The following is a 22,487-nucleotide window of genomic DNA, read 5'->3' as shown; positions in this document are numbered from 1 at the left end:
CATCATTTGGCGCGCTCAACGGCGAAGCGGCGCGCGTGTTCGGGCAGCACGGGCCCCTCACGCACGTGAGCAGCATCCAGTTGACCCGAATCCCCACGGGGACGCAGAGTGGGAGGCTGCGCTGGGCATCAGTGCATCATCGAGGTGGCGCCGGCCGATGCGGCACGCGTCATCCAGGACGCCATCAAGAACCTCTGACCTCCTCGGTGACGGGCCGCGCATGTGCCATGCATGAGCCAGCTCGACACATACACCGTCGCCACAGACGGCGCATGCCGCAGGAACCCCGGACCGACCGGCTGGGCATGGGTGGGCGAAGACGGCCAATGGGCCGCAGGGTCCGTGCTCGAAGGAACGAACAACGTCGGCGAACTCCTCGTCAGGCAGGCGCGCCGCGCAGCCGATCTCGAAGACGTCACCTTCGTCCACGTGCGCGGGCACAGGGGACACCGGCTCAACGGCTGGGCCGATGAGTGCGCTGTCCGAGCATTGCACCATGCTGCCGACGATCGGAAGCTGATCTGGTCATCCCGTCAAGGGCGCCCAATCCTGGACGTGAGTGAGGACGGCCCGCGAATGGCGAAGGAGAAAGCTCGAGCATTGCGGCCACGGTAGCCGGCCGCCGCGCATGTGGGCCGCATGACCAACCCCGCCGCGCCTTCATCGCCATCTCTCAAGCAGACCGGCGCCCCTGGCAGTGCGTCGCTCGACAACGGGCACAAGAGAATCACCGAACATGGCCTGCACCTCCCACCGTCACCATGCGTCGTGCAGGACGAACGATCACCTTGATCGGAGTGATGCACGCCGGCCCGCAGCAGGCATGGACTCACCCGATGTCCAGCAGCTGCTGGACCGCCTGGAGGCCGGTGGGGCAGTCGTGCACTTCGAGGGAGTGAGTTCCGCCGCTTCAGCGCCATGGCGCACCCGTCGAAAGATGCGGCTCTTCGCCGCGATGTCACGCGGGATGAGTCTGACGTGCGATGCGATTGGGTTCGTGAATCAGCGAGATGCACTCAGCTACCCGCCCCGATGGAAGCACCATGACCTGGGAAGCGCGACGGTGTTTGCTTCGTTCCGATATCTTCAACTTCTGAAGTTTCGGCTCCTCAACGACGCCGTCGTGCTTGACGCACGTAACGTCTACGCGATTCAGGCTGCGCTGCAGGAGGACGGTGACGTTGCCCTACTCTGGGGCGCCGCCCATCTGCCAGGGATGATCCGGCTGCTCGGTGAGGCAGGTTTCGAGCAGAGCGCCCTGGAGAGCGCCGTGATCGCCGATTGGCCCATTCCGGCGCGGAACAAGGTCTTGGTTGGTGGCTTCCCCGGTGTGGGAGATCTCTATCCGGCGGTCGCGCACCCCGGCGTGATTCTGTCCGCGGAGATCGGTCGCCGCATCGCCGCCGTATCGCCGCCGCATACGCTCAGCGGCCTCGCAGGTGAGGTGTTTGGCGGACCACGCGCGCGCGAAGCAGGCATCGTGATGGAGGGGTATTGACGAGCCGCTTGCATTTTGCAAGTGTTCTCCCATGAGCCTTTTTATCACCTGCCCGGTCGAGAGCGTTGAGCGCGCGACGGCCTTCTACACCGCCCTCGGCTGGACTCTCAATACGGAGATGTCCGACCACAATGTGTCCTGCTTCGCGATCGCACCGGAGCAGTACGTCATGCTCGGCAGTCGAGAGATGTACGCCAGTGTCGGCGGCGTGGAGGAGCTTGTCGGCACCGCGGATACGCCCTCGAAGGTGACCGTCTCGTTCGATCTCGACAGTCGCGAGGCTGTCGATGAACTCGTCGAGCGTGCGGCCGCCGCTGGTGGTTGTGTCGGCGACATCGACGACTATCCGTTCATGTACCAGCGCCAGTTCGACGACCCGGACGGCTACCACTATTCGCCGTTCTGGATGAAGCCGGACACCGACGCGAGCGCGTGAGCGACCTCGCCGCAGCGCTCGAGGTCGTCGGCGCACGGTGGGCGCTCCTCATTGTCGAACAACTCCTGGACGGGCCGCAGCGGTACGGTGACTTGCAGCGTGAGCTGGGCGTTCCGACGAACATGCTCGCCACGCGCTTGCGGGAACTCGAGGCGACCGGCGTCCTCTCGCGACTCCCGCTTCGCCACAACACGCGCGCGTATGCGTTGACCGATCGTGGCCGCGAGCTGAGCGACGCCATCGCGGCGCTCGGCCGCTGGGGAGCGAAACGCGAGGCAGAGCCCTGGGTCCACGCCAAGCGCACGATCTGATGGATAGCGTCACGGCTGACCACGCCACCCCGCCTTGGCATTTCGCAGAGTGTTCCGTGGGTGTTCGCTAACGTGAATGGGGGAGGTGGCTGATGCTGCGCAAGAAGTCCGGCGGCAGGATCCGGCGAGCGGCAGGGGAGACGCGAGCGCAGGTTCGCGCGCTCGATCGTGCGGTGTATTCCGCCGTCGCGACGACTCCGAGTCCGGTGCTGGATCGCTGGATGCCCAAGCTCACCAACGCCGCCGATCACTCCGTCCTCTGGTTCGCGATCGCCGGTGGGCTCTACGTCGTCAATCGCGGCCGTACCCGTCGTGCCGCCCTCCGTGGTGTCGTGACTCTCGGCGCGACGAGCCTGATTGCGAACCAGCTCGCCAAGCGCCTGCATCATCGGGAACGGCCATTGCGCTCGCTGATTCCCCTCGGTCGGCTCTCCCGACGGGTGCCGACGTCGTCGTCGTTCCCGAGCGGACATTCCGCGAGTGCGGCGGCGTTCGCCGCGGGAGTGTCGACCGAGCTCCCCGCCCTGGGCCTCCCGCTGCAGGTGCTCGCGGGTCTGGTCGGCTTCTCTCGTACCGCGACCGGAGCGCACTATCCGTCGGATGTGGCTGCGGGGTTCCTCCTCGGCGGCACGGTCGCCGCGATCGGACGTCGACTGGTGCCGCCGGTGCCGTCGCCCACGCGCTCTCAGCCGCAGGAGTTGGACCAGGTCGAGCCCCGCCCCTCCGGCGCCGGCGTGACCCTTGTGGTCAACCCCGCCTCGCACAGCGGGCGCGGCGCCGCGCTGACCCAGAGCCTGCGGCAGCGGTTACCGGACATGCGCATCGTGGAGATCGGACCGGACGACGACGTATCCGCCGTGATGGATGCCGCGGCCTCGCACGCGGAGGTGCTCGCGGTTGCCGGTGGTGACGGAACCGTTCGCGCCGCAGCCCAGACGGCGATCGATCATGACGTCCCGCTCGCGGTGTTCCCGGCCGGCACCTTCAACCACTTCGCCCGGGCTGTGGGAACCCATTCCGCCGTTCGCACGGTGCAGGCGATCCAGCGCGGCACGGTCGGTAAGGTCGACGTGGCGTATGTGAACGACGAGATCTTCCTCAACACCGCCAGTGTCGGCGGGTACACCGACTTCGTACGGATCCGCGAGCGGCTGGAGAAACGAATCGGCAAGCCGCTGGCTGCGTTGGTGGCCGGATGGCGCGTCATGGCGAAGAACCGTTCGGTGGCCGTCACCGTCGATGGTCGGACGCGGGAGTCGAGCCTGCTGTTCCTCGGCAACGGCCAGTACCAGCCGCAGGGCTTCGCGCCGAGCACACGAGACGATCTGCAGGATGGGCTGCTGGACCTCCGGATCCTCGATGTGTCGACGCGTGGATCGCGGATCGTCGTGCTGCTCGCCACCCTCACCGGACAGCTCGGCCGGGTGAAGCAATATCACGAGGTGTCCGCGCCGGAGCTGGAGATCGCGCTCCCGAACGGACCGACTCGCGTCGCGCGTGACGGCGAAGTCGGGGAGCTCGCCGACGTGCTGCACGTGCGATCGGCTCGCCGGGCCCTGACCGTCTATCGCGCCCGCCACGGCCGCTGACCCTCAGCTGATTGACGGAGAAACGACCATGGAGAATCCTGAACCCGGTGGGGAGCTGGAGAGCCGGCTCACCGCGTTGGAGCGAGACCTGCGCCAGGGCGGTTTCGCTCAGGTGCTGTTCAACGCTCGGGGTGTGGGTCTTGCCGACATCGAGGACATGCTGATCGCCGTTCGCGCCCGTCGCGCCCAGGACTACTACGTTCGGGCGATACGACTCGCACTGGACGACAAGAGCGGATATCAGGCGTTTCTTGCGGATTGGCATGGCGCCGATGGTCTTGCTCTGCGCGACAAGCTCCAGCTTCTGAGCATCGAGTACCTCACTGGCGAGCCTTCTCTCATGGCGGAGATCCTCGCGAGGAGAGAAGCGCCGTGATCAGCGTCGCCGTGTGGTCCCGGGGTCGCGTCGCGCTCGGGGGTTGACTCACCACCGTCGAAGGATATGATGACCGTCATATTGCGAACTATGATGACCGTCATAGTTCATGAAGGAGACGCTCATGCCGATGATTGACCTGTATGCGACCGAGGGAACGTTTGCAGATCCGCGGGCGATCGCCCAGCGGCTCGCGGAGATCGTGATGACGGTCGAGGAGGTGCCGAACATCCCGATGTTCCGCAACAACACCGCGGCATTCGTCCACGAGCTGCCCGCGGGACGGATCCAGAACGTCGACGGTGCCAGTGACTACGTCCGAGTCCAGGTGCTGACCAACGCGGGTGCGCTGAGCCGCGAGAAGCAGCTGGCTGTCGCGGCGCAGCTCACCGCGGCTGTCGCCGACGCTGCGGGGGATCCGACACTTGCCGAGCGCACGTGGGTGATGCTGACCGAGGCCGCCGAGGGCGGTTGGGGGCTGTGGGGACATGCGCACACGAACGAGGAGCTCGTTCAGGCCGCGCGTGCGCAGATCGCCGCCATCCAGGGCGCGTAGCCGATGACTGCAACCGCCAAGGCTTCGATGGTCGACATGGCTGTGCGGCTTCTCGCCGAGGAGGGGTATCAGGCGACATCATTCAGTGCGGTGCTTGCGCGTTCTGGAGCACCTCGGGGCTCGATCTATCACCACTTCCCGGGGGGTAAGGACGAACTGATCGAGCTCGCCCTCAATGTTCACGCCGAACGCACCTTTGCACACCTCGCCGAGCTTCGGGGGAGTGATGCCGAGGAGATCGTCCGCGCGTTCACCGCCGCGTGGCGGCAGGGCCTGGTGTACACCGACTTCGCGGTGGGATGTTCGATCTTGGCTGTCACAGCTTCTGCGGGGCCGGGGCGGCTCCGCGACCGAGCGGGGCAACTGTTTCGCGATTGGCGCACGCTGCTGGCGGACCTGCTGGTGGCGGGCGGTGTGGATCAGTCCGAGGCGACGGCGTTCGCAGCCCAGCTTCTCGCGGCCGTCGAGGGGGCGGTAGCGATTTCTCGGGCCGAGCATTCGATCGAGGTGTTCGACGTGGTGACCGCCCAGCTCGTGAGAGGTGCAACGGGCCTGCCTCGTCGCGCTCCATCCTGATCGGTGTGCCGCGCGGTCCGGATCACTCACTCTGCGTGATGAGTTCCCGCAGCGCGTTCGCCGTATCCGCTCGCGCGCGCTCGATCGCGGCGAGAATGCGCTCGCGCCGTGGCGCGGGCAGTGCCGCCAACGCGGCCCCAAAGGCAGGAAGCATGTTCCTGCGACGCACGAACAGGGGATTGAGGAGGTCCGGGACTTCCCGCCAGCGCTGGCCGTGCTCGAGTTCGAGCAGCGCGAGCACGCGGGGGAAGTTGCTCTCGAAGTCGCCTTCGTCCAGCCAGGCACCTGTGACGCTTCCTGATGAGCGGAATGCCTCCGCGGCCGTGATCCAGTCCGCGGGCCAGTCGGCGGGAATGGGGTCTACCGCAGCGGGTTGCGCCGTACCGCCAAGCGCGCTGTGGATGCGCTCCCACGCGGCGTCCTCGCGGAACCAGCGGGAGAGCGCGGGCAGAACCGTGCTGCGCTGCGGGTCGCTCCACGACTGCGCGGTCCCGAGGAAATGGCGTGTCGCGTCCTCCGAGTACGCCACACGCGAGGCCGCGGAGGCGATGGCGTCGTGATCGCCGCGCTCCGCGATCCATCCGGGCAGCACGTGAGCCGTCGCCTTCCCGAGCACCTCCGGATCCACTTGCGACAGGACGCCGTAGGCCGTCTCGTAGATGCCGTAGTCATCGAGCGCGTGGAGCGACAACAGCACGGCCTCGACCTGCGGACCCGTGAGGTCGCCCGCATTCTCCTCCAGCTCATCGAGCATCTCGAGGTAGCGCTGGATGCCCGCCTGCTGATCCTCATCGGCCTCATCGTCCAGCGGCGGAGCCTCGTCCTGGTGGATGCTCCCGCCCAGTCGGATGAGTTGTTCCCGCCAGCTGTCGAAGTCGGCGTGCTCTGCGAGGCTCATGGATCGACGATATCGCCTCGAATCACTGGGACAGAGGAGCGCTCGTGGAGAGGAGTGCCGCGACCCGGATCCGCAGGTCATTCAGCACCTGCATATCGCCGCGCATGAACGCGATGAGCGCGTTGAGGAAGACGCCGTCGAACAGTGCGTACGCTGTTCCACGATCCACAGCCGGGGCTACGCTGCGCAGCTCGGCGTGGCGAAGCACGACCGCCCAGACCATGTCTGCGAGCAGGTCATCGATCGCCACGATGGTGTCTCGGAATCCGTCGTCGAAGAGCGCCTGGTTTCGCAGGTCGTACCAGAGCCGGTGCATGTCCGCCTCATCTTGCAGCGTGTGTGACATCTCCTCGCCGAACCGTTCGGAAAGCTCCTGCGCCGTGGCGGCGGTGGCGACGATGGAGTCGTACCGACGGGCGCACTCCGACTTGTACTGCCAGATGGCCTGCGCGATGAGGTCGTCTTTGTCGGTGAAGTAGTAATGCAGGATGCCGGTGGAGAGGTTCGTGCGTGCCGAGATGTCCCGAAGGCCGGTGCGCGCGAATCCCCGCTCGGCGATGGCGTCGAGGGCTGCTGCCGCCAGCTGCTGACGGCGCTGCTCGAACTTGTTCGTGCCCGCCTGTTCGGCGCGCTGTACCGCGGTGCTCATAACTCGCCCCTCCCGAATTCCTCGATGATACGCGCATTCTGCGGGTGAGATCGATCGATTTGAACGAGTGTCCAAGTTTTCCTTGTCACCTGTCCAATTGTGCGGTGTACTGATCGGACCACTTTCACCGTCGAAAGAACTGGAGCATCCATGACCTCTGATATGGCCGGCACTCGAACGCTCATCACGGGCGCAGCGAACGGCATCGGACTGAGAACGGCCCGCGAGATCGTCGCCCGCGGAGGAGCGGTCGCCATCGCGGACATCGATGAGTCGGCAGGAGTGGCGGCAGCCGCCGAGCTGTCGGAAGGCGGTGGCACCGCGGTCTTCGTGCCCCTGGACGTCACGGATGACGAATCCTGGGCCCGTGCGCTGCCCGCCGCGCTGGAGGGGCTCGGTGGTCTCACCGGGCTGGTCAACAATGCCGGCATCGAGATCTCCGACCTGTTCGTCGACCTGGACCCGGCGTCGATGCGGCGGATCCTCGACGTGAACGTGCTCGGCACCGCGCTGGGCATCAAGCACGCCTTCCGTGCGATGCGACCCGAGGGTGAGGCGGGTGGCGGTGGAGCGGTGGTCAACATCGCCTCGGTCGCGGCGACGATCGCCTTCCCCGGAATCGCGGCATACTCCGCGTCCAAGTCGGCGGTGGAGCGGCTGACCAAGGTCGCCGCCGCCGAATCGGGGCGTCTGGGCTACGGGGTGCGCGTGAACACCGTGTGCCCGGGTCTCGTGCCCAACGCCATGGGCGGCCAGCTGGCCGTGGACATGGAGAGGCTCGGTCTGTTCCCCTCCGTCGATGCTGCTGTCGGCGCCGTGGTGGCGCTGACGCCGTCGGGTCGGCTGGCGACGGAGGACGACATCGCTCGTGGTGTCGTCTTCCTCCTGTCTGAAGAATCGGCCTTCGTCAACGGCGTCACGCTGTCCGTCGACGGCGCTATGGGAATGTGAGGGACCAGCGATGAGCACAACCAAGCCCGTCGTCGTCTACGGCGTCAGTGGATACACCGGCCGCCTGATCTGCGAGTACCTGCGAGAGCTCGGCGTTCCGTTCGTCGCAGCAGGACGGGACGCGGAGCGCGTCCAGGCCGTGGTCGACAAGATTCCCGGGATCGAAACCGCCGACTACGAGGTGATCGGCGTAGAGAACGATGCCGAGGCGCTCGCGGCGGCCTTCGATGGCGCGAAAGTCATCTGCAACACCGCAGGGCCGTTCATCAAGTTCGGTCCCGAGGTCGTGGAAGCGGCGCTGAAGATCGGTGCCCATTACACGGATACGACGGGGGAGCAGGACTGGGTGCTCCACGCCCGCGAGACCTGGGGCTCCGCTTTCGCCGAAGCCGGGCTTCTCCTTTCGCCCGGCATTGCGCACATGTACACGGTGAGCGAGATCGCCGCGAACATCGCCCTCGAGGGCGGCGGCTACGACACGCTGGACATCCTCGTCCTCTGGAAGGGCCTGCCGACGTTCGCGTCGACGCAGACGATCTTCACGATCCTGAAGGCCAACTGGTACTACCTGGAGCAGAACGAGCTCGTCGAATGGGATCACACCTCGCGCTATGACGTGACCGTCCCCGGCTACCACGAGATGGCCATCGCGGTGCCGTGGGGCGGCATGTCCCACCCGATCTGGTTCGAGAACGACCCACGGGTCGGCAACGTCCGCGCGATCGGTGGCGTGCTGAATCGGGCCGTGATGGAAGGCGTCGGTCAGACGGTCCAGATGTTCGAGGATCAGATTCGTCCCCTTGAACCGGCGGCCCAGGAGAAGGCGCTCGGCGACATCGCCGCATCGCTGCAGGCCGATATGCCGCCGCGCGAGAACCCGCGCCTCAACCGGTCAGTGGACTCCGTTCACGCGTCGGGTCCGCTCCGTCGCTCGCACGTGGTGATCCATGGAAACAGCAACTACAAGCAGACCGGACTGCTGCAGGCCTTCGCGGCGTTCTCGCTGATCCAGGAGACACCGCGTCGCGTGGGCTTCGCGTCCGCGTGCCAGGCCTTCGGTCACGAGGAACTCCTCGGACAGCTGCGCGCGTTCGGGCTCGTGGCCGCTCCCGTCATCACCCGTTCCTGATCTCCGCGGTGCCGCCCCATCGGAGGCGGCACCGCGGTCTCCTCTCGGCGTCGAGCGCGCCCGCATCGCGAAGGTTCCTATGCATCTCTCCACTCTCCCCGACGAGCGCGCGGCGACCGCGCCGGAGGCCCCGGCCATCCGTGATGACGCGAGCGAACTCAGCAACCGTGTCCTCCTGGACCGTGTTCGTCGCGCCGCAGGGGCTCTCGCGGCACGCGGCGTCAGCCGCGGCGACGTGGTCGCCATCCTGCTCCCGAACCGGGTCGAACTGATCGTCGCTCTCTTCGCGGCATGGCGCGTCGGCGCCGCGGTGACGCCGATCAACCCTGTGCTGGGCGTCACGGAGGTCCGTCACCAGGTGGCGGATTCTGGCGCGCGAGTCATCGTGTCCGATACGGACCTGGGGCTGGACCTGGACCAGATCGGCCTCGATGACCTTGATGGCGACGCCGACGATGCCTCGGATCCGCGCGACCTCGGCGACGAGCAGCTCGCGCTCCTCATCTACACGAGCGGCACCACGGGCACGCCGAAGGGCGTCATGCTCTCGCATCGGAATCTCGACGCGATGACATCGTCGTTCATCTCCTGGTTCGAGCTTGGCGCCGATGACCACAGTCTTCTCGTACTCCCGCTGTTTCACGCCAACGGCATCGTGCTGGGCACGCTGTCACCCTTGCGCGCCGGAGGCCAGGTCTCGATCACCGGCCGCTTCGCCCGGGATCGCTTCTTCGCGGACGTGGAGCGGCTGCGCCCCACTTACTTCTCGGCTGTCCCCGCCATCTACGCGCTGCTGTCCTCGCTGGACGACTCCGTTCAGCCCGACACCTCCTCCCTCCGATTCGCGGTCTGCGGTGCGGCACCGATGCCTGCCGAGGCGATCACGAGGTTCGAGCAGCGTTTCGGCGTCACGATCGTCGAGGGCTACGGCCTGTCCGAGACGACAACCGCGTCCACGATCAACCCGCTGCGAGGTGTCCGTAAGCCCGGCACGGTGGGGCTGCCGCTGCCGGATCAGCGGGTTGCGATCATGGATGAGCAGGGTGAGCTGTTGCCGCCCGGCGGGGTCGGCGAGATCGTCATCGCCGGGCCGGTCGTCATGACCGGCTACCTCGGCAGGCCGGAGGAGACCGCGCGGACGATCGTCGATGGCTGGCTGCACACCGGCGACATCGGTCGATTTGACGCCGATGGCTACCTGCAGATCGTCGACCGCATCAAGGACATGATCATTCGCGGCGGGGAGAACATCTATCCCCAGGAGATCGAGAACGCGCTTTACGCGCACCCCGACGTCGTCGAGGCCGCCGTCATCGGTGCTCCCGACCCCGTGCTGGGCGAGGTGCCGGTGGCGTACGTCGCGGTTCGCGACGGCGCCGTGGTGTCGCCGGCAGATCTCGCCGAGCGCATGGCTGAGACCCTGGCGGCGTTCAAACGCCCGCAGCGCGTGCTGCTGCTGCCGGAGCTGCCCAAGAACCCGGTCGGCAAGATCGACAAGCCGGCGCTGCGTCGACGGCTGGCGGACGCATCGTGACGACCGTCGTCGCCGGAGTGGGGCTGGTTCCGTTTCGCACCCCGCGGCTGAGCGAGACGTACGACAAGCTGGGGGAGCAGGCGATTCGGGCGGCTCTGGGCGATGCCGGGCTCGACGTCACAGACCTGGATCAGGCGTACGCGGGCTATGTCTATGCGGACTCGGCGGCCGGGCAGACGGCCCTCTACGGTGTCGCGCCGACCGGTATCCCGGTGATCAACACCAACAACTACTGCGCCAGCGGGTCCACGGCGCTCTGGCTCGGGCGGCAGGCGATCGAATCCGGCTCCGCGCAGTGCGTGCTGGTGGTCGGCTTCGAGCAGATGGTGCCGGGCGCGATCGGCAGCGTCTATGCGGATCGCCCCGAGTCGCTGTGGCGGTTCGCGGCATCACGCGACGCGCACCGGCCGCTGTCGGACGCGCCACCCGCAGCGCGCTACTTCGGCGATGCCGGACAGGCGTACCTGGACCGCTACGACGTGGACGTACGGCTGTTCGCGGAGGTGGCTGTCAAAGCGCGGCGCCACGCCGGAGCCAACCCCTTCGCGGTGTTCCGCGACCCGCTCACCGTCGAGGAGGTGCTGGCGTCCCCTCACGTGTACGGGCCGTTGACACGTCTGCAGTGCTGCCCGCCCACCTGCGGTGCGGCGGCGGCGATCTTGTGTACGCCGGAGTTCGCGCGCTCACGCGGACTGGATGACTCCATCGTGATCCGGGCGCAGGCGATGACGAGCGACACGGCGGCCACGTTCTCCGGCGACGCCATCGAGCTGGTCGGCGGCGGCATCGCCCGGCGAGCCGCCGACGCGGTGTACGACGCCGCCGGAATCGATCCGCTCGACATCCCCGTCGTCGAACTCCACGACTGCTTCACCGCGAACGAGGTCATCAGCTACGAGGCGCTGCGGCTCACGGCGGAGGGGACGAGCGACCGATTCGTGTCTGACGGTCAGAACACCTACGGCGGGCGGGTCGTGACCAACCCGTCGGGCGGGCTGCTCTCCAAGGGGCACCCGCTGGGAGCGACGGGTCTCGCGCAGTGCGCGGAGCTGGTGTGGCAGTTGCGCGGCACGGCGGGAGCACGTCAGGTCGACGGTGCGAAACTGGCGCTGCAGCACAACCTCGGCCTGGGCAGTGCCTGTGTCGTCACCCTCTACGAGCGACTGACGCGCAGCTGACGAGGACCGTCGGGCACGCGGGCGGTGAGGGCGCCGAACCGCATCGGGCCTGAGCTGCGGCCCCAGGGTGCGAGGATGGGAAAGCATGTGCTGTTCTCGCATGCCGGAGGGATGAGCGTTGTTGAGCAAGATCGACCGGTACACCGTGGCCACTGACGGAGCCTGTAAGGGAAACCCCGGACCTGCCGGGTGGGCCTGGGTCGGCGAGGACGGGCACTGGTCTGCGGGATCGATCCCCTCCGGAACGAACAACATCGGTGAACTGCTCGCCGTGCTCTACGCGATTCGCGATCACCAGCACGTGCAGCACCTCGTGATCGAGGCTGATTCGATGTACGCCATCGACACCTACACGAAGTGGATGGACGGACACGAGCGGCGCGGCTGGAAGACCTCCTCCAAGCAGCCGACCAAGAACGTCGACATCCTCAAGGCGCTGATGCAGGCGCGTGCGGAGCGCAAAGCCGCGGGCCTCGATGACGTGGAGTTCCAGCACGTCCGCGGTCATGCCGGGCATCGGCTGAACGGCTGGGCAGACAACCGCGCCGTGCGCGCCTCGCACCATGCAGCCGAGGGTAAGGAGCTCGTCTGGACCTCCCATCGCGGGCTGGATCTGGTCGATGTTTCGCGGGATGCACCTGCCGGCGGCGAAGACAAGCCGCGTCGTCGCTGATGACGAAATCACACGCTTGTCATTTCGTGATCGAACTGAGATGATTTTGGAAAAGAACAGCTCGTAGCAGATCGCTCGGATCAGGTCGTAGGGGAAGACGCACCTGACGAAACGGAGAGAGATCGTGGCTACACCACAGGCGCGCGGAGTGATCTACATTCACTCGGCGCCACGCGCGTTGTGCCCACACCTGGAGTGGGCGGTCGGCCGTGCCCTTGGGCGCGCCGTCAACTTCGACTGGAGCGATCAGCCGGTGCTGACCGGTGCCCGTCGTGCCGAGTTTTACTGGGAGGGTCCCGCAGGCAGCGGTGCCGCTCTCGCCACCGCGATCCGCGGGTGGGAGCATCTCCGCTTCGAGGTGTCCGAAGACCCGACACCGCGCAGCGACGGCGGACGTTGGATGCACACGCCCGATCTCGGCATCCACTTCGCACAGACCGACACCGCGGGCAACGTGGTGCTTGGCGAAGACCGCATTCGCTACGCGATGGAGATCGCCGCGGGTGATGCCTTCGAGCTGCAACGAGAACTCGACGTCGCCCTCGGCAGTGCCTGGGATGGCGAACTGGAACCGTTCCGCACCGCGAGCGATGAGTCCCCGGTCATCTGGCTGCACAAGGTCGGATAGGCGCGGGTCGGAGAAGAACCCGGTGCCGGCCGCTCGCTGAGACGATCGGTGAACGGCCGACACCAACAGGATGTGCGAAGGAGGCGCGAGTAACGGGAACCGGTGATCCGCTCCCGGAGCCTGTGAAAACGAATCCTTCGCCCAGTACGACAGAAGCCCCGCCGGCTCGCCGGCGGGGCTTCGTCACATCGATCAGACGTTGCGGAACGCGACGACGGCGTTGTGACCGCCGAAGCCGAACGAGTTGCTGATCGCCAGCTGCGGACCATCACCCAGCGGCTGCGGCTCGCCGGACAGACGGAACGGCACGGCGGGGTCGGGCTCGGTCATGTTGATGGTCGGGGGTGCCACGCGATCGCGCAGCGCGAGGATCGTGAAGATCGCTTCCAGGGCACCCGTGCCACCGAGCAGGTGTCCGGTGGCTGCCTTCGTGGCCGAGACGGGGATCTCGTCAATGCGGTCGCCGAAGACGCGCTTCAGGGCGACGTATTCGTTCGGATCTCCCACCGGAGTGGAGGTGGCGTGCGCGTTGATGTGGGTGACCTCGTCGGCGCTGGCACCGGCCATCGCCAGCGCCTGCTCGACGGCGCGGGCCGCGCCCGCGCCCTCGGGGTCATTGCCGGTGATGTGGTACGAATCCGCGGTGACTCCGCCGCCGACGACGTAGCCGTAGATCTTCGCGCCGCGAGCCTTCGCGTGCTCCTCGGTCTCCATGATGAGAACCGCTGCGCCTTCGCCCATGACGAAGCCGTCACGGTCGATGGCGCCCGGACGCGAGGCGTGCGCGGGATCGTCGTTGCGGCGTGAGAGCGCCTGCGCCGACGAGAACGACGCGACCGTGATCGGGTGGATCGCGGACTCGGCGCCACCGGCGATGACCACGTCGGCCAAGCCTTCCTGCAGGTGCTCGAAGGCGTTGAAGACCGACTCGGTGCTGGAAGCACACGCGCTCACCACGGTGCGGGCGTAGGCGCGAGCCTGGAACTGCAGCGACAGGTTTCCGGCCGCGGCGTTCGGCATGAGCATCGGCACCGTCAGCGGCAGAACGCGGCGGGGTCCCTTCTCGCGCAGCGTGTCCCACGCGTCCAGCAGCGTCCAGAGGCCGCCGATGCCGGTGGCGAAGTCCACACCGAGACGCTCCGGAGCAACCTCGGGGGAGCCGGCGTCTGCCCAGGCCTCACGGGCTGCGATGAGGGCGTAGGCGGAGGACGGGTCCAAGCGCTTGGCCTCGTGACGTGGCAGCACGTCTTCGGGACGGATGACGGCCTCTGCCGCGAAAGTCACGGGAAGCTCGTACTTCTCCACCCACTCGTGCTCGAGTGTGCGGGCGCCGGACACTCCGGCGAGAAGGTTCTTCCAGTTCTCCTCGGCGGTCGCGCCGAGCGCGGAGATGGCACCGATTCCGGTGACGACGATGCGCTTGGACATGCACTCTCCTGGGTGTGTGCGAAAAGCATGGGCGGTCCTGGTGGGACCTGAGTCCGCGAGGGACGTATCAAGGGGCGGCGTGCCGCAGCTCGTTGCTGCGGCACGCCGAAGGAGTTACTCCTGGCCTGCGACGATGAAGTCCACGGCGTTGCCGACGGTCTTCAGGTTCTTGACCTCGTCGTCCGGGATCTTGACGCCGAACTTCTCCTCGGCGTTGACGACGATCGTCATCATGGAGATCGAGTCGATGTCGAGGTCATCGGTGAACGACTTGTCCAGCGCGACCTCGTCGGCCGAGATGCCGGTCTCGTCGGTGACGAGCTCGGCAAGGCCAGCGAGGACCTCGTCCTTCGTGAATGCCATGATTTCTCCTTGTTGTTGGATGGGCGGGAAACAGTTTATGGGGGAGGCGTCAGGGGAGGACGACGACCTGCGCGCCGTACACGAGTCCGGCCCCGAAGCCGATCTGCAGCGCGAGTCCGCCGCTGAGCTCCGGGTGCTCCTCGAGCAGGCGATGTGTGGCCAGCGGCACGGAGGCAGCCGAGGTATTGCCGGTCGTCTCGATGTCGCGGGCGATCGCGACGCTCTCCGGCAGGCCGAGCTGCTTGGCGAACTCGTCAATGATGCGCATGTTGGCCTGGTGGGGGACGAAAGCGGCGAGGTCGGACGCCTGCACGCCGGCGACCTCCAGGGCCTGCTTGGCGACCTTGGCCATGTCCCAGACGGCCCACCGGAAGACGCTGGGGCCTTCCTGACGCAGCGTCGGCCACTTCGCCTCACCGTCGCGGAACTCCACCAGAGTGTGGTCCATGCCGACGGTGTCGGCCCGGGAGCCGTCCGAACCCCACACGGTGGCGGAGATGCCGGGGGTGTCGCTCGGACCGATGACCACGGCACCCGCACCGTCGCCGAGCAGGAACGAGATGGTCCGGTCGGTGGGATCGATCACGTCGGACAGCTTCTCGGCGCCGATCACGACGGCGTACTTGGCTGCGCCGGCGCGAATCAGCGCGTCGGCCTGTGCGACGCCATAGGTGAATCCGGCGCAGGCGGCGTTGCTGTCGTACGCGGCGGCAGGATTCGCGCCGACACGGTCGGCCACGACAGCGGACATCGACGGGGTCTGCTGCACGTTGCTGATCGTGGCGCAGATGACGAGGTCGATCTCCGCCGGGTCGATGCCACTCTTCGCGATCGCCTCGGTAGCGGCCGCGGTGGCAAGGTCGGTGGCACTCGTCGTGGGAACCGCGCGCACGCGCGTGACGACACCGGTGCGCTGGCGGATCCACTCGTCCGAGGAGTTGATCGGCTCGATGATCTCGTCGTTGGTCACGGCGTTCTCGCCACGGGCCGCACCGTAGGAATAGATGCGGGTGAAGGCGGGGCCCTGCCCCTGGGTCAGCGTGACGCTCATGCGTTGTCTCCGTTCAGCATCGCGACGGCCGCTTCCAGGTCGTCCGGGGTTTTGACCGCCACCGTCGGCACGCCCCGCAGGCCGCGCTTGGCGAGGCCGACGAGTGCTCCGGCCGGAGCCAGTTCGATCATGCCGGTGATTCCGGCGTCAGCGAAGGATGTCATGCAGAGGTCCCAGCGCACGGGGGAGGTGACCTGGTGGACGATCAGCTCGAGGGCCCGCGCACCGTCGGAGACGGTGGTGCCGTCGCTGTTCGTCCACAGCGTGCGATCGGGAGCCTGTACGCCGTCTGCCGAGGCCGTCTCCACGGCGTTCTGCAGGGCGGTGCGAGCGGAGGCCATGTAGCGGGTGTGGAAGGCACCGGCCACCTGCAGTGGGATCACCCGGGCTCCGCGCGGGGCGTTCTCACCGAGCGCTGTGATGCCCTCGACGGCACCGGCGGCGACGATCTGCCCTCCGCCGTTGAAGTTGGCGGGCTCAAGACCCGCGCCGGTGATCGCATCGAGGACGTCGTCCTCGACGCCGCCGACCACGGCCGCCATTCCAGTGGCAGCCTCCGCGGCAGCTGTTGCCATCGCGCGGCCGCGCTCGCCGACGAGATGCATCGCGCGCGTGTCCGAGACGATGCCGGTGACAGCCAGCGCTGCGACCTCGCCCACGGAGTGCCCCGCCACACCGGCGGCCCGGCTTGCGGCCTCACCCAGTGCGTGGAACGCCAGAAGGCTGGCCGCCACGATCAGCGGCTGCGCGATGGCGGTGTCGCGGATGGTGTCGGCATCGGACTGCGTGCCGTGCTCGATCAGGTCGACCTGCGCCGCGTCGGAGTAGGCCTCCAGGCGCTCACGAGCACCCGCCAGCTCAAGCCAGGGGGTGAGGAATCCGGGAGTCTGTGAGCCCTGACCAGGGCATGCGAGGACGATCACTGATTCAGTTTGCCAAGGAATCGGGCCAGGCGCTGGCATACTCCTCACAAGAAATCGATCACTGTTTGTGCGAGGTCGACAGGATTTGGCCGTTGCGGCGTGTCGGACGCCGCCGGACGCCCTCCGCGGCACCGATCGAGCCGAGGATGAGCGCGGTCTGCAGGATCAGCGCTTCGCGGGGTCCGGTCGCATCCCACCCGATGATCTCGCTCACGCGCTTGAGTCGGTAGCGGACCGTGTTGGGGTGCACGAAGAGCTCGCGAGCGGTGGCCTCCAGCGAGCGACCGTTATCCAGGTAGCTCCAGAGCGTGGCGACGAGGTCGGCGGAGTGCGCGAGGAGGGGACGGTAGATGCGCTCGACCAGCGTGGTGCGTGCGAGAGGGTCTCCGGCCAGTGCTCGTTCGGGAAGAAGGTCGTCGGCCTCGACCGGGCGCGGTGCATGACGCCAACCGCTTGCGACGGCGAAGCCGGCGAGAGCTGCCCGTGCCGACAGGCTGGCGTCGACGAGTGCGGGCACCGTGGGTCCCAGGACGAGGTGACCGGCACCGAAACAGGGCTCCAAGACCAGAGCGATGTCGAGGAAGGGCTGCCCTTCGGCGGGCTCCGCGTCGGCGGCGGGATCCTGCGCACGACCGATCACCAGCACCAGTCGTGCACCCTGGACGCCCACCAGCACGTCGACGCCCAGCTTGCGGGCGGTCCGGCGCACCTGATCGATATCGAACATCGGGGGAGTCGTGCCCACGAGCACGCTCACCTCGCCATGTCCATGCCACCCCAGTGCGGCGATGCGGCTGGGCAGCTCGTCGTCGGTCTCTCCCGTGAGGATGGAGTCGACGACGAGGGCTTCCAGACGCGCATCCCACAGTCCGCGTGCCTCGGCGGCCCGCGCGTAGACGTCCGCCGCCGTGAAGGCGACATCGCGGGAGTACTCGAGGATCGCCTCATGGACGTGACCGCCGCGCCCGGCCACGCGCTCCTCGGTCACCTCGACGGTGACGCGGATGAGCTGCAGGGTCTGCTGCAGGCTGACGCTGCGCAGCAGCTCGCGCGGCGCAGCGGCGAAGATGTCGGCGGCGATCCAGGGGGTGGAGGTGGGGTCCTCGTACCACTGGATGAAGGAGGTGATGCCGGCCTGGGCGACCAGACCGACGGACGAGCGCCGCGCCGGGGGCATCTCGGCGTACCACGGAAGCCTCTCTTCGAGACGCTTCGTGGTCACCGTCGCCAGGTCACCCGAGATCTTCCGCAACCATGCGAGAGTCTCGGCCTTGTCCTGGGGGATGTCCCCGGCCGGCGCGTTCGCCACCGCTGTCAGCTCTCGCCGCCCGCGTTTCCGCTGGTCCCGGCGTTGACGTTGAACAGGTCGTACTTGTCGATGGCGGCCTTCACGACCGAGCGGTCGATCTTGCCGTCCTCAGCCAGCGACAGGAGCGTGCGCACCACGATCGACGGGCCGTCGATCTTGAAGAAGCGACGCGCTGCCGCGCGGGTGTCCGAGAACCCGAAGCCGTCGGCGCCGAGCGACGCGAAGCGCTGCGGAACCCACTGACGGATCTGGTCCTGCACCGCGTGCATGTAGTCGCTCACTGCGGTGACGGGGCCATCGACCTCGTTCAGACGACGCGTGACGTACGGCACCAGCGGCTCTTCCTCGGGGTGGAGGAAGTTGTGCTCGTCCGCCGCCAGGCCGTCCTTGCGCAGCTCGCCCCAGGAGGTGACCGACCAGACGTCTGCGGACACGCCCCAGTCGTCGGCCAGCAGCTGCTGTGCCTCCAGCGCCCACGGCACACCCACGCCGGAGGCGAGCACCTGCGCGCGGGGTCCGGAGCCGGTGGCCGCGGAGATGCGGTGCATACCGCGGAGGATGCCGTCCACGTCGACCCCCTCGGGCTCGGACGGCTGGACGATCGGCTCGTTGTAGACGGTGATGTAGTACATCACGTCGGGGTCCGGGTGGCTTCCGCCGTACATGCGGTCCAGGCCCGCCTGCACGATGTGCGCCAGCTCGTATCCGTAGGCCGGGTCGTAGGCGATGGTGGCCGGGTTGGTGGAGGCGAGCAGCGGCGAGTGTCCGTCGGCGTGCTGCAGTCCCTCACCGGTGAGCGTGGTGCGACCGGCGGTGGCGCCGATCACGAAACCGCGCGCCATCTGGTCGCCGGCTGCCCAGAAGGCGTCGCCGGTGCGCTGGTGGCCGAACATCGAGTAGAAGATGTAGACCGGGATCAGCGGTTCGCCGTGCGTGGCGTAGGACGTTCCCGTAGTGGTGAACGCGGCGGTGGCACCGGCCTCGTTGATGCCGACGTGCACGATCTGGCCCTGCGGGCTCTCCTTGTACGCCAGCAGCAGCTCGCGGTCGACCGAGACGTAGTTCTGGCCGTGCGGGTTGTAGATCTTGGCGGTGGGGAAGTACGCGTCCATACCGAACGTGCGCGCCTCGTCGGGGATGACGGGGACGATGCGGTGTCCGATGTTCTTGTCGCGCAGCAGGTCCTTCAGCAGTCGAGCGAACGCCATCGTGGTGGCGATCTCCTGCGTGCCGGAGCCCTTCTTGACGAGCTTGTAGGCGTCATCTCCCGGGAGTTCCAGACCAACGTGGGTGGTGCGACGCTCCGGGAGGAATCCGCCGAGGGAACGACGACGCTCCAGCATGTACTGCGTGGTCTCGTCCTGCTCGCCCGGGTTGTAATACGGGGGCAGGTACGGGTTGGCCTCGAGCTGTGCATCGGACACCGGAATGTGCATGGTGTCGCGGAACAGCTTCAGGTCGTCCAGCGTCATCTTCTTCATCTGGTGCGTGGCGTTGCGACCCTCGAAGTGCGGGCCCAGACCGTAGCCCTTGACCGTCTTCGCGATGATGACGGTGGGCTGACCCTTGTGCTCCATCGCGGCCTTGTAGGCGGCGTACACCTTGCGGTAGTCGTGACCACCGCGGCGCAGGCGCCAGATCTGGTCGTCGCTGTAGTCCTCGACCATCTTGAGCGTGCGCGGGTCGCGACCGAAGAAGTTCTCGCGGATGAACGCGCCGGACTCGGCCTTGTAGGTCTGGTAGTCACCGTCGGGGGTGACGTTCATCAGGTTGACGAGCGCGCCGTCCTTGTCGCGGGCGAGCAGATCGTCCCATTCGCGACCCCAGACCACCTTGATGACGTTCCAGCCGGCGCCGCGGAAGAAGCTCTCCAGCTCCTGCACGATCTTGCCGTTGCCGCGCACCGGGCCGTCGAGGCGCTGGAGGTTGGCGTTGATCACGAAGGTGAGGTTGTCCAGGCCCTCGTTGGCGGCAACCTGCAGCTGACCACGCGATTCGACCTCGTCCATCTCGCCGTCGCCCAGGAAGGCCCACACGTGCGAGTCGCTGGCGTCTTTGATGCCGCGGTTGGTGAGGTACTTGTTGGTCATCGCCTGGTAGATGGCGTTGATCGGGCCGAGGCCCATCGAGACCGTCGGGAACTGCCAGTACTCCGGCATGAGACGCGGGTGCGGGTACGAGGGCAGACCGTTGGCGCCCGCCGACTTCTCCTGGCGGAAGCCGTCGAGCTGCGCCTCGGAGAGGCGACCCTCGAGGAACGAGCGGGCGTAGATGCCGGGGGAAGCGTGGCCCTGGATGAAGATCTGGTCGCCACCGCCCGGGTGGCCGTGGCCGCGGAAGAAGTGGTTGAAGCCCACTTCGTAGAGCGTCGCCGCTCCCGCGTACGTGGAGATGTGGCCGCCGACGCCGATGCCGGGGCGCTGAGCGCGGTGCACCATGATGGCGGCGTTCCAGCGGATCCAGGAGCGGTAGCGGCGCTCCAGCTCCTCGTCGCCCGGGAACTCGGGCTCGTTGACGGGGGCGATCGTGTTGATGTAGTCCGTGGTCGGAACCATCGGCACGCCGAGGTGCAGCTCGCGCGAGGTGGAGAGCATGCTGAGCATGATCTCCCGGCCGCGCTGCGGACCCTTGGCATCAACGAGATCGGTGAGGGATTCCTGCCACTCCGCGGTCTCTTCGGGATCGCTGTCGAGAGGTTCTTGGCTGTAGGGATCCTGGTCGTGAACAGTCACCGGGCGACCTTTCGTCGTACTGGCAGATCATGCCAAAGGGGGCGGATCGGCGCACGGGGAGTGTTGTAGACATCACACGGCATGCGCATCACCAGCCTACCCACATTCGGCGAAGCGACGTGCGGCAGGGCGAGCAGGAGTTTGGCGGCGGTCAGCGAATGCGCCGGCAGCGGGTGAGGACGGCTCCTCGTGATCCGTGTCGGCAAGGCCTATGCGCCGGCGTCCTGGCTGGAGCCGTTCACGACATCGGCGCGCTCCTGGCCGGAGAGCGCGGCGATCGCGTCCATCATCCGTTCCGTCGCGATACGACGAGCGGCACCTTGGGGCAGGCCGGTGAGATCGCTGAGATCGAGCGGCCTTCCGAACCGCACCTCGGGCCGCGTGCGCCCGCGGAGCATGCCGAACGGGGTCATCTCGGCGGTGCCGATCACCCCGACAGGAACCACAGCGGCTCCGGTTTCGAGCGCCATCCATCCTGCGCCGCTGCGGCCCTTGTAGAGCCGGCCATCGCGGGACCGTGTGCCCTCAGGGAACACGGCGAAGGCGCTGCCGGCACGCAGAATCCGCGCCCCGGATTCCAGTGCCGCCTGCGCCGCCTGCCCCGCGGTGCGGAGCACAGGTACCCCGCCGATGGAGGTGAAGAACCAGCCGAGGAACCGACCGAGGACGCCCGGCCGTGTGAAGAGGCTCGATTTCGTCAGGAACTGGACGGGTCGTGAGGCCGCTGTCGGGATCAGCACGGTGTCCCAACCCGAGAGGTGATTGGAGACGAGGAGGACAGGTCCCGTTGCGGGTAGATTCTCTCGGCCGCTGGTGCGTGCGCCGTAGACCACCGCGAAGAGGGGGCGCAGCACCGCGCGCCCGAAGTAGTAGACGGCCCCCGGCTTCGGGATCTGGGTTTCGGCATCACTCACCATCCGATCCTAAAGACGCGGACAAAGCCCGGCGGTAGCGTGGTCGCATGCGGATGATTGGCGTGCTCGGCGGAATGAGCTGGGAGTCGTCGTTGGACTGGTATCGGCTGGCCAACGAGAAGGTTCGGCAGGAGCTGGGCGGATTCCACTCGGCGCCGATCCTGCTCGACTCGCTCGACTTCGCCGAGATCGAGGCGATGCAGGCTTCCGGCGACTGGGAAGCGGCGGGAGCGCTCCTCGCTGCCCATGCGCGAGGCCTGGAGGCTGCGGGCGCAGGGCTCATCGTGCTATGCACGAACACGATGCATCTGGTCGCCGACAGGATCACCGACGCGATCAGCGTCCCGTTCCTGCACATCGCAGACACCACCGCGGAGGCGATCCGTGCGGCGGGCCTGACGACGGTCGGTCTGCTCGGCACCGCCTTCACCATGGAGCAGGACTTCTATCGCGATCGCCTCGCGCGGCACGGGATCACCGCGGTCATTCCGAACGCCGAGGACCGCGCGACGGTGCACGGCATCATCTATGAGGAACTCGTGCAGGGCATCGTCACCGAGCAGTCGCGGCAGAAGTACCGCGACGTCATCGGGAACCTCGTTGCCGATGGAGCCGAGGGAATCATCCTCGGCTGCACGGAGATCGAGCTGCTCATCACCCAGGAGGACGCCCCGGTGCCGGTGTTCCCGACGACCGCGCTGCACGTCACGGCTGCTCTGAGAGCCGCCGGCCTCTGACCACATCGGTCCCCATGCGGTCATCCTCCGACGCGGAGACCTGCGCTC

General features: G+C 67.3%; 24 protein-coding genes. 15 read left to right on the top strand and 9 right to left on the bottom strand.

The features are described 5' to 3' along the window. Positions 1-231: 231 nt before the first annotated feature. The 8 genes from ACI3KU_RS09660 to ACI3KU_RS09625 all read left to right on the top strand — a co-directional run bounded on the left by ACI3KU_RS09660 (position 232) and on the right by ACI3KU_RS09625 (position 5,342). Entirely contained in the window at positions 232-615 is a 384-nt protein-coding gene (locus tag ACI3KU_RS09660; protein ID WP_404922102.1) for a ribonuclease HI, read from the top strand. A gap of 322 nt (positions 616-937) precedes the next feature. After that, the gene (locus tag ACI3KU_RS09655; protein WP_404922101.1) at positions 938-1,498 is read left to right on the top strand and encodes a hypothetical protein; all 561 of its coding nucleotides are present in this window, start codon (positions 938-940) and stop codon (positions 1,496-1,498) included. A 31-nt stretch (positions 1,499-1,529) separates the two neighbouring features. Next, complete coding sequence (locus ACI3KU_RS09650) at positions 1,530-1,934, top strand: VOC family protein (protein ID WP_404922100.1); 405 nt, start codon at positions 1,530-1,532, stop codon at positions 1,932-1,934. After that, the gene (locus tag ACI3KU_RS09645; RefSeq protein WP_404922099.1) at positions 1,931-2,245 is read left to right on the top strand and encodes a winged helix-turn-helix transcriptional regulator; all 315 of its coding nucleotides are present in this window, start codon (positions 1,931-1,933) and stop codon (positions 2,243-2,245) included. The genes ACI3KU_RS09650 and ACI3KU_RS09645 overlap by 4 nt, the downstream gene beginning before the upstream one ends. Before the next feature lie 92 nt (positions 2,246-2,337). Next, positions 2,338-3,834 carry a diacylglycerol kinase family protein gene (locus ACI3KU_RS09640; protein WP_404922098.1) on the top strand — a complete coding sequence of 499 codons (1,497 nt, stop codon included), beginning with the start codon at positions 2,338-2,340 and terminating at the stop codon, positions 3,832-3,834. 28 nt (positions 3,835-3,862) lie between these two features. Continuing rightward, the gene (locus ACI3KU_RS09635; protein ID WP_404922097.1) at positions 3,863-4,210 is read left to right on the top strand and encodes a hypothetical protein; all 348 of its coding nucleotides are present in this window, start codon (positions 3,863-3,865) and stop codon (positions 4,208-4,210) included. Between the two features lie 124 nt (positions 4,211-4,334). Further along, positions 4,335-4,766, top strand: a complete 432-nt coding sequence (locus ACI3KU_RS09630; protein ID WP_404922096.1) for a 4-oxalocrotonate tautomerase family protein — start codon at positions 4,335-4,337, stop codon at positions 4,764-4,766. A gap of 3 nt (positions 4,767-4,769) precedes the next feature. Next, positions 4,770-5,342: a TetR/AcrR family transcriptional regulator gene (locus ACI3KU_RS09625; RefSeq protein ID WP_404922095.1), complete on the top strand. Its 573-nt coding sequence runs from the start codon at positions 4,770-4,772 to the stop codon at positions 5,340-5,342. A 22-nt stretch (positions 5,343-5,364) separates the two neighbouring features. Here the strand turns inward: ACI3KU_RS09625 and ACI3KU_RS09620 are convergent, their stop codons facing one another. Beyond that, positions 5,365-6,240, bottom strand: coding sequence for a hypothetical protein (locus ACI3KU_RS09620; RefSeq protein WP_404922094.1), 876 nt, complete (start codon positions 6,238-6,240; stop codon positions 5,365-5,367). Between the two features lie 22 nt (positions 6,241-6,262). Beyond that, positions 6,263-6,889: a TetR/AcrR family transcriptional regulator gene (locus ACI3KU_RS09615; RefSeq protein ID WP_404922093.1), complete on the bottom strand. Its 627-nt coding sequence runs from the start codon at positions 6,887-6,889 to the stop codon at positions 6,263-6,265. Between the two features lie 150 nt (positions 6,890-7,039). Between ACI3KU_RS09615 and ACI3KU_RS09610 the strand changes: the two genes are divergently transcribed. The 6 genes from ACI3KU_RS09610 (at position 7,040) to ACI3KU_RS09585 (ending at position 12,982) form a co-directional block, all read left to right on the top strand. Beyond that, positions 7,040-7,840, top strand: coding sequence for an SDR family NAD(P)-dependent oxidoreductase (locus ACI3KU_RS09610; RefSeq protein WP_404922092.1), 801 nt, complete (start codon positions 7,040-7,042; stop codon positions 7,838-7,840). 10 nt (positions 7,841-7,850) lie between these two features. Continuing rightward, a complete protein-coding gene (locus ACI3KU_RS09605) occupies positions 7,851-8,969 on the top strand; it encodes a DUF5938 domain-containing protein (protein ID WP_404922091.1) in 1,119 nt (372 codons plus the stop codon). A 79-nt stretch (positions 8,970-9,048) separates the two neighbouring features. Next, positions 9,049-10,503 carry a class I adenylate-forming enzyme family protein gene (locus tag ACI3KU_RS09600; protein ID WP_404922090.1) on the top strand — a complete coding sequence of 485 codons (1,455 nt, stop codon included), beginning with the start codon at positions 9,049-9,051 and terminating at the stop codon, positions 10,501-10,503. Beyond that, on the top strand, positions 10,500-11,681 hold the full coding sequence (locus ACI3KU_RS09595; protein WP_404922089.1) for a thiolase C-terminal domain-containing protein: 1,182 nt from the start codon (positions 10,500-10,502) through the stop codon (positions 11,679-11,681). Before ACI3KU_RS09600 ends, ACI3KU_RS09595 begins: the two co-directional genes overlap by 4 nt. Positions 11,682-11,802: 121 nt before the next feature. Further along, positions 11,803-12,354 carry a ribonuclease H gene (locus tag ACI3KU_RS09590; protein ID WP_404922088.1) on the top strand — a complete coding sequence of 184 codons (552 nt, stop codon included), beginning with the start codon at positions 11,803-11,805 and terminating at the stop codon, positions 12,352-12,354. A 124-nt stretch (positions 12,355-12,478) separates the two neighbouring features. Beyond that, positions 12,479-12,982 carry a DUF3145 domain-containing protein gene (locus ACI3KU_RS09585; RefSeq protein WP_404922087.1) on the top strand — a complete coding sequence of 168 codons (504 nt, stop codon included), beginning with the start codon at positions 12,479-12,481 and terminating at the stop codon, positions 12,980-12,982. Between the two features lie 192 nt (positions 12,983-13,174). On the opposite strand, the gene ACI3KU_RS09580 is transcribed toward ACI3KU_RS09585, so the two are convergent. The 7 genes from ACI3KU_RS09580 to ACI3KU_RS09550 form a co-directional block, all read right to left on the bottom strand. Then, a complete protein-coding gene (locus ACI3KU_RS09580; RefSeq protein WP_404922086.1) occupies positions 13,175-14,410 on the bottom strand; it encodes a beta-ketoacyl-[acyl-carrier-protein] synthase family protein in 1,236 nt (411 codons plus the stop codon). A gap of 114 nt (positions 14,411-14,524) precedes the next feature. After that, positions 14,525-14,773, bottom strand: coding sequence for an acyl carrier protein (locus ACI3KU_RS09575; protein WP_404922085.1), 249 nt, complete (start codon positions 14,771-14,773; stop codon positions 14,525-14,527). Positions 14,774-14,822: 49 nt separating this feature from the next. Then, positions 14,823-15,824, bottom strand: a complete 1,002-nt coding sequence (locus tag ACI3KU_RS09570) for a beta-ketoacyl-ACP synthase III (protein WP_404922084.1) — start codon at positions 15,822-15,824, stop codon at positions 14,823-14,825. Continuing rightward, the gene (locus ACI3KU_RS09565; RefSeq protein ID WP_404922083.1) at positions 15,821-16,747 is read right to left on the bottom strand and encodes an ACP S-malonyltransferase; all 927 of its coding nucleotides are present in this window, start codon (positions 16,745-16,747) and stop codon (positions 15,821-15,823) included. The genes ACI3KU_RS09570 and ACI3KU_RS09565 overlap by 4 nt, the downstream gene beginning before the upstream one ends. A gap of 58 nt (positions 16,748-16,805) precedes the next feature. Beyond that, positions 16,806-18,056: a PucR family transcriptional regulator gene (locus tag ACI3KU_RS09560; RefSeq protein WP_404922082.1), complete on the bottom strand. Its 1,251-nt coding sequence runs from the start codon at positions 18,054-18,056 to the stop codon at positions 16,806-16,808. Between the two features lie 5 nt (positions 18,057-18,061). Beyond that, positions 18,062-20,788 (bottom strand): pyruvate dehydrogenase (acetyl-transferring), homodimeric type, encoded by a 2,727-nt coding sequence (aceE, locus tag ACI3KU_RS09555; RefSeq protein ID WP_404922081.1) that lies wholly within the window; start codon positions 20,786-20,788, stop codon positions 18,062-18,064. Positions 20,789-20,997: 209 nt separating this feature from the next. Next, positions 20,998-21,702, bottom strand: coding sequence for a lysophospholipid acyltransferase family protein (locus ACI3KU_RS09550; RefSeq protein ID WP_404922080.1), 705 nt, complete (start codon positions 21,700-21,702; stop codon positions 20,998-21,000). Positions 21,703-21,749: 47 nt separating this feature from the next. Between ACI3KU_RS09550 and ACI3KU_RS09545 the strand changes: the two genes are divergently transcribed. Further along, positions 21,750-22,439, top strand: coding sequence for an aspartate/glutamate racemase family protein (locus ACI3KU_RS09545; protein WP_404922079.1), 690 nt, complete (start codon positions 21,750-21,752; stop codon positions 22,437-22,439). Positions 22,440-22,487 lie beyond the last annotated feature (48 nt).

This window comes from Microbacterium sp. ZW T5_56 (assembly GCF_044987425.1).
GTDB lineage: Bacteria > Actinomycetota > Actinomycetes > Actinomycetales > Microbacteriaceae > Microbacterium.
This window is presented reverse-complemented; position numbering and strand designations above follow the sequence as displayed.

Excerpts from the sequence above, each read along its gene's own strand:
- ACI3KU_RS09660 (WP_404922102.1), top strand. The coding sequence starts at position 232 with ATGAGCCAGCTCGACACATACACCGTCGCCACAGACGGCGCATGCCGC.
- ACI3KU_RS09655 (WP_404922101.1), top strand. The coding sequence starts at position 938 with ATGCGGCTCTTCGCCGCGATGTCACGCGGGATGAGTCTGACGTGCGAT.
- ACI3KU_RS09650 (WP_404922100.1), top strand. The coding sequence starts at position 1,530 with ATGAGCCTTTTTATCACCTGCCCGGTCGAGAGCGTTGAGCGCGCGACG.
- ACI3KU_RS09640 (WP_404922098.1), top strand. The coding sequence starts at position 2,338 with ATGCTGCGCAAGAAGTCCGGCGGCAGGATCCGGCGAGCGGCAGGGGAG.
- ACI3KU_RS09635 (WP_404922097.1), top strand. The coding sequence starts at position 3,863 with ATGGAGAATCCTGAACCCGGTGGGGAGCTGGAGAGCCGGCTCACCGCG.
- ACI3KU_RS09630 (WP_404922096.1), top strand. The coding sequence starts at position 4,335 with ATGCCGATGATTGACCTGTATGCGACCGAGGGAACGTTTGCAGATCCG.
- ACI3KU_RS09625 (WP_404922095.1), top strand. The coding sequence starts at position 4,770 with ATGACTGCAACCGCCAAGGCTTCGATGGTCGACATGGCTGTGCGGCTT.
- ACI3KU_RS09620 (WP_404922094.1), bottom strand. The coding sequence starts at position 6,240 with ATGAGCCTCGCAGAGCACGCCGACTTCGACAGCTGGCGGGAACAACTC.
- ACI3KU_RS09615 (WP_404922093.1), bottom strand. The coding sequence starts at position 6,889 with ATGAGCACCGCGGTACAGCGCGCCGAACAGGCGGGCACGAACAAGTTC.
- ACI3KU_RS09610 (WP_404922092.1), top strand. The coding sequence starts at position 7,040 with ATGACCTCTGATATGGCCGGCACTCGAACGCTCATCACGGGCGCAGCG.
- ACI3KU_RS09605 (WP_404922091.1), top strand. The coding sequence starts at position 7,851 with ATGAGCACAACCAAGCCCGTCGTCGTCTACGGCGTCAGTGGATACACC.
- ACI3KU_RS09600 (WP_404922090.1), top strand. The coding sequence starts at position 9,049 with ATGCATCTCTCCACTCTCCCCGACGAGCGCGCGGCGACCGCGCCGGAG.
- ACI3KU_RS09580 (WP_404922086.1), bottom strand. The coding sequence starts at position 14,410 with ATGTCCAAGCGCATCGTCGTCACCGGAATCGGTGCCATCTCCGCGCTC.
- ACI3KU_RS09575 (WP_404922085.1), bottom strand. The coding sequence starts at position 14,773 with ATGGCATTCACGAAGGACGAGGTCCTCGCTGGCCTTGCCGAGCTCGTC.
- ACI3KU_RS09570 (WP_404922084.1), bottom strand. The coding sequence starts at position 15,824 with ATGAGCGTCACGCTGACCCAGGGGCAGGGCCCCGCCTTCACCCGCATC.
- ACI3KU_RS09545 (WP_404922079.1), top strand. The coding sequence starts at position 21,750 with ATGCGGATGATTGGCGTGCTCGGCGGAATGAGCTGGGAGTCGTCGTTG.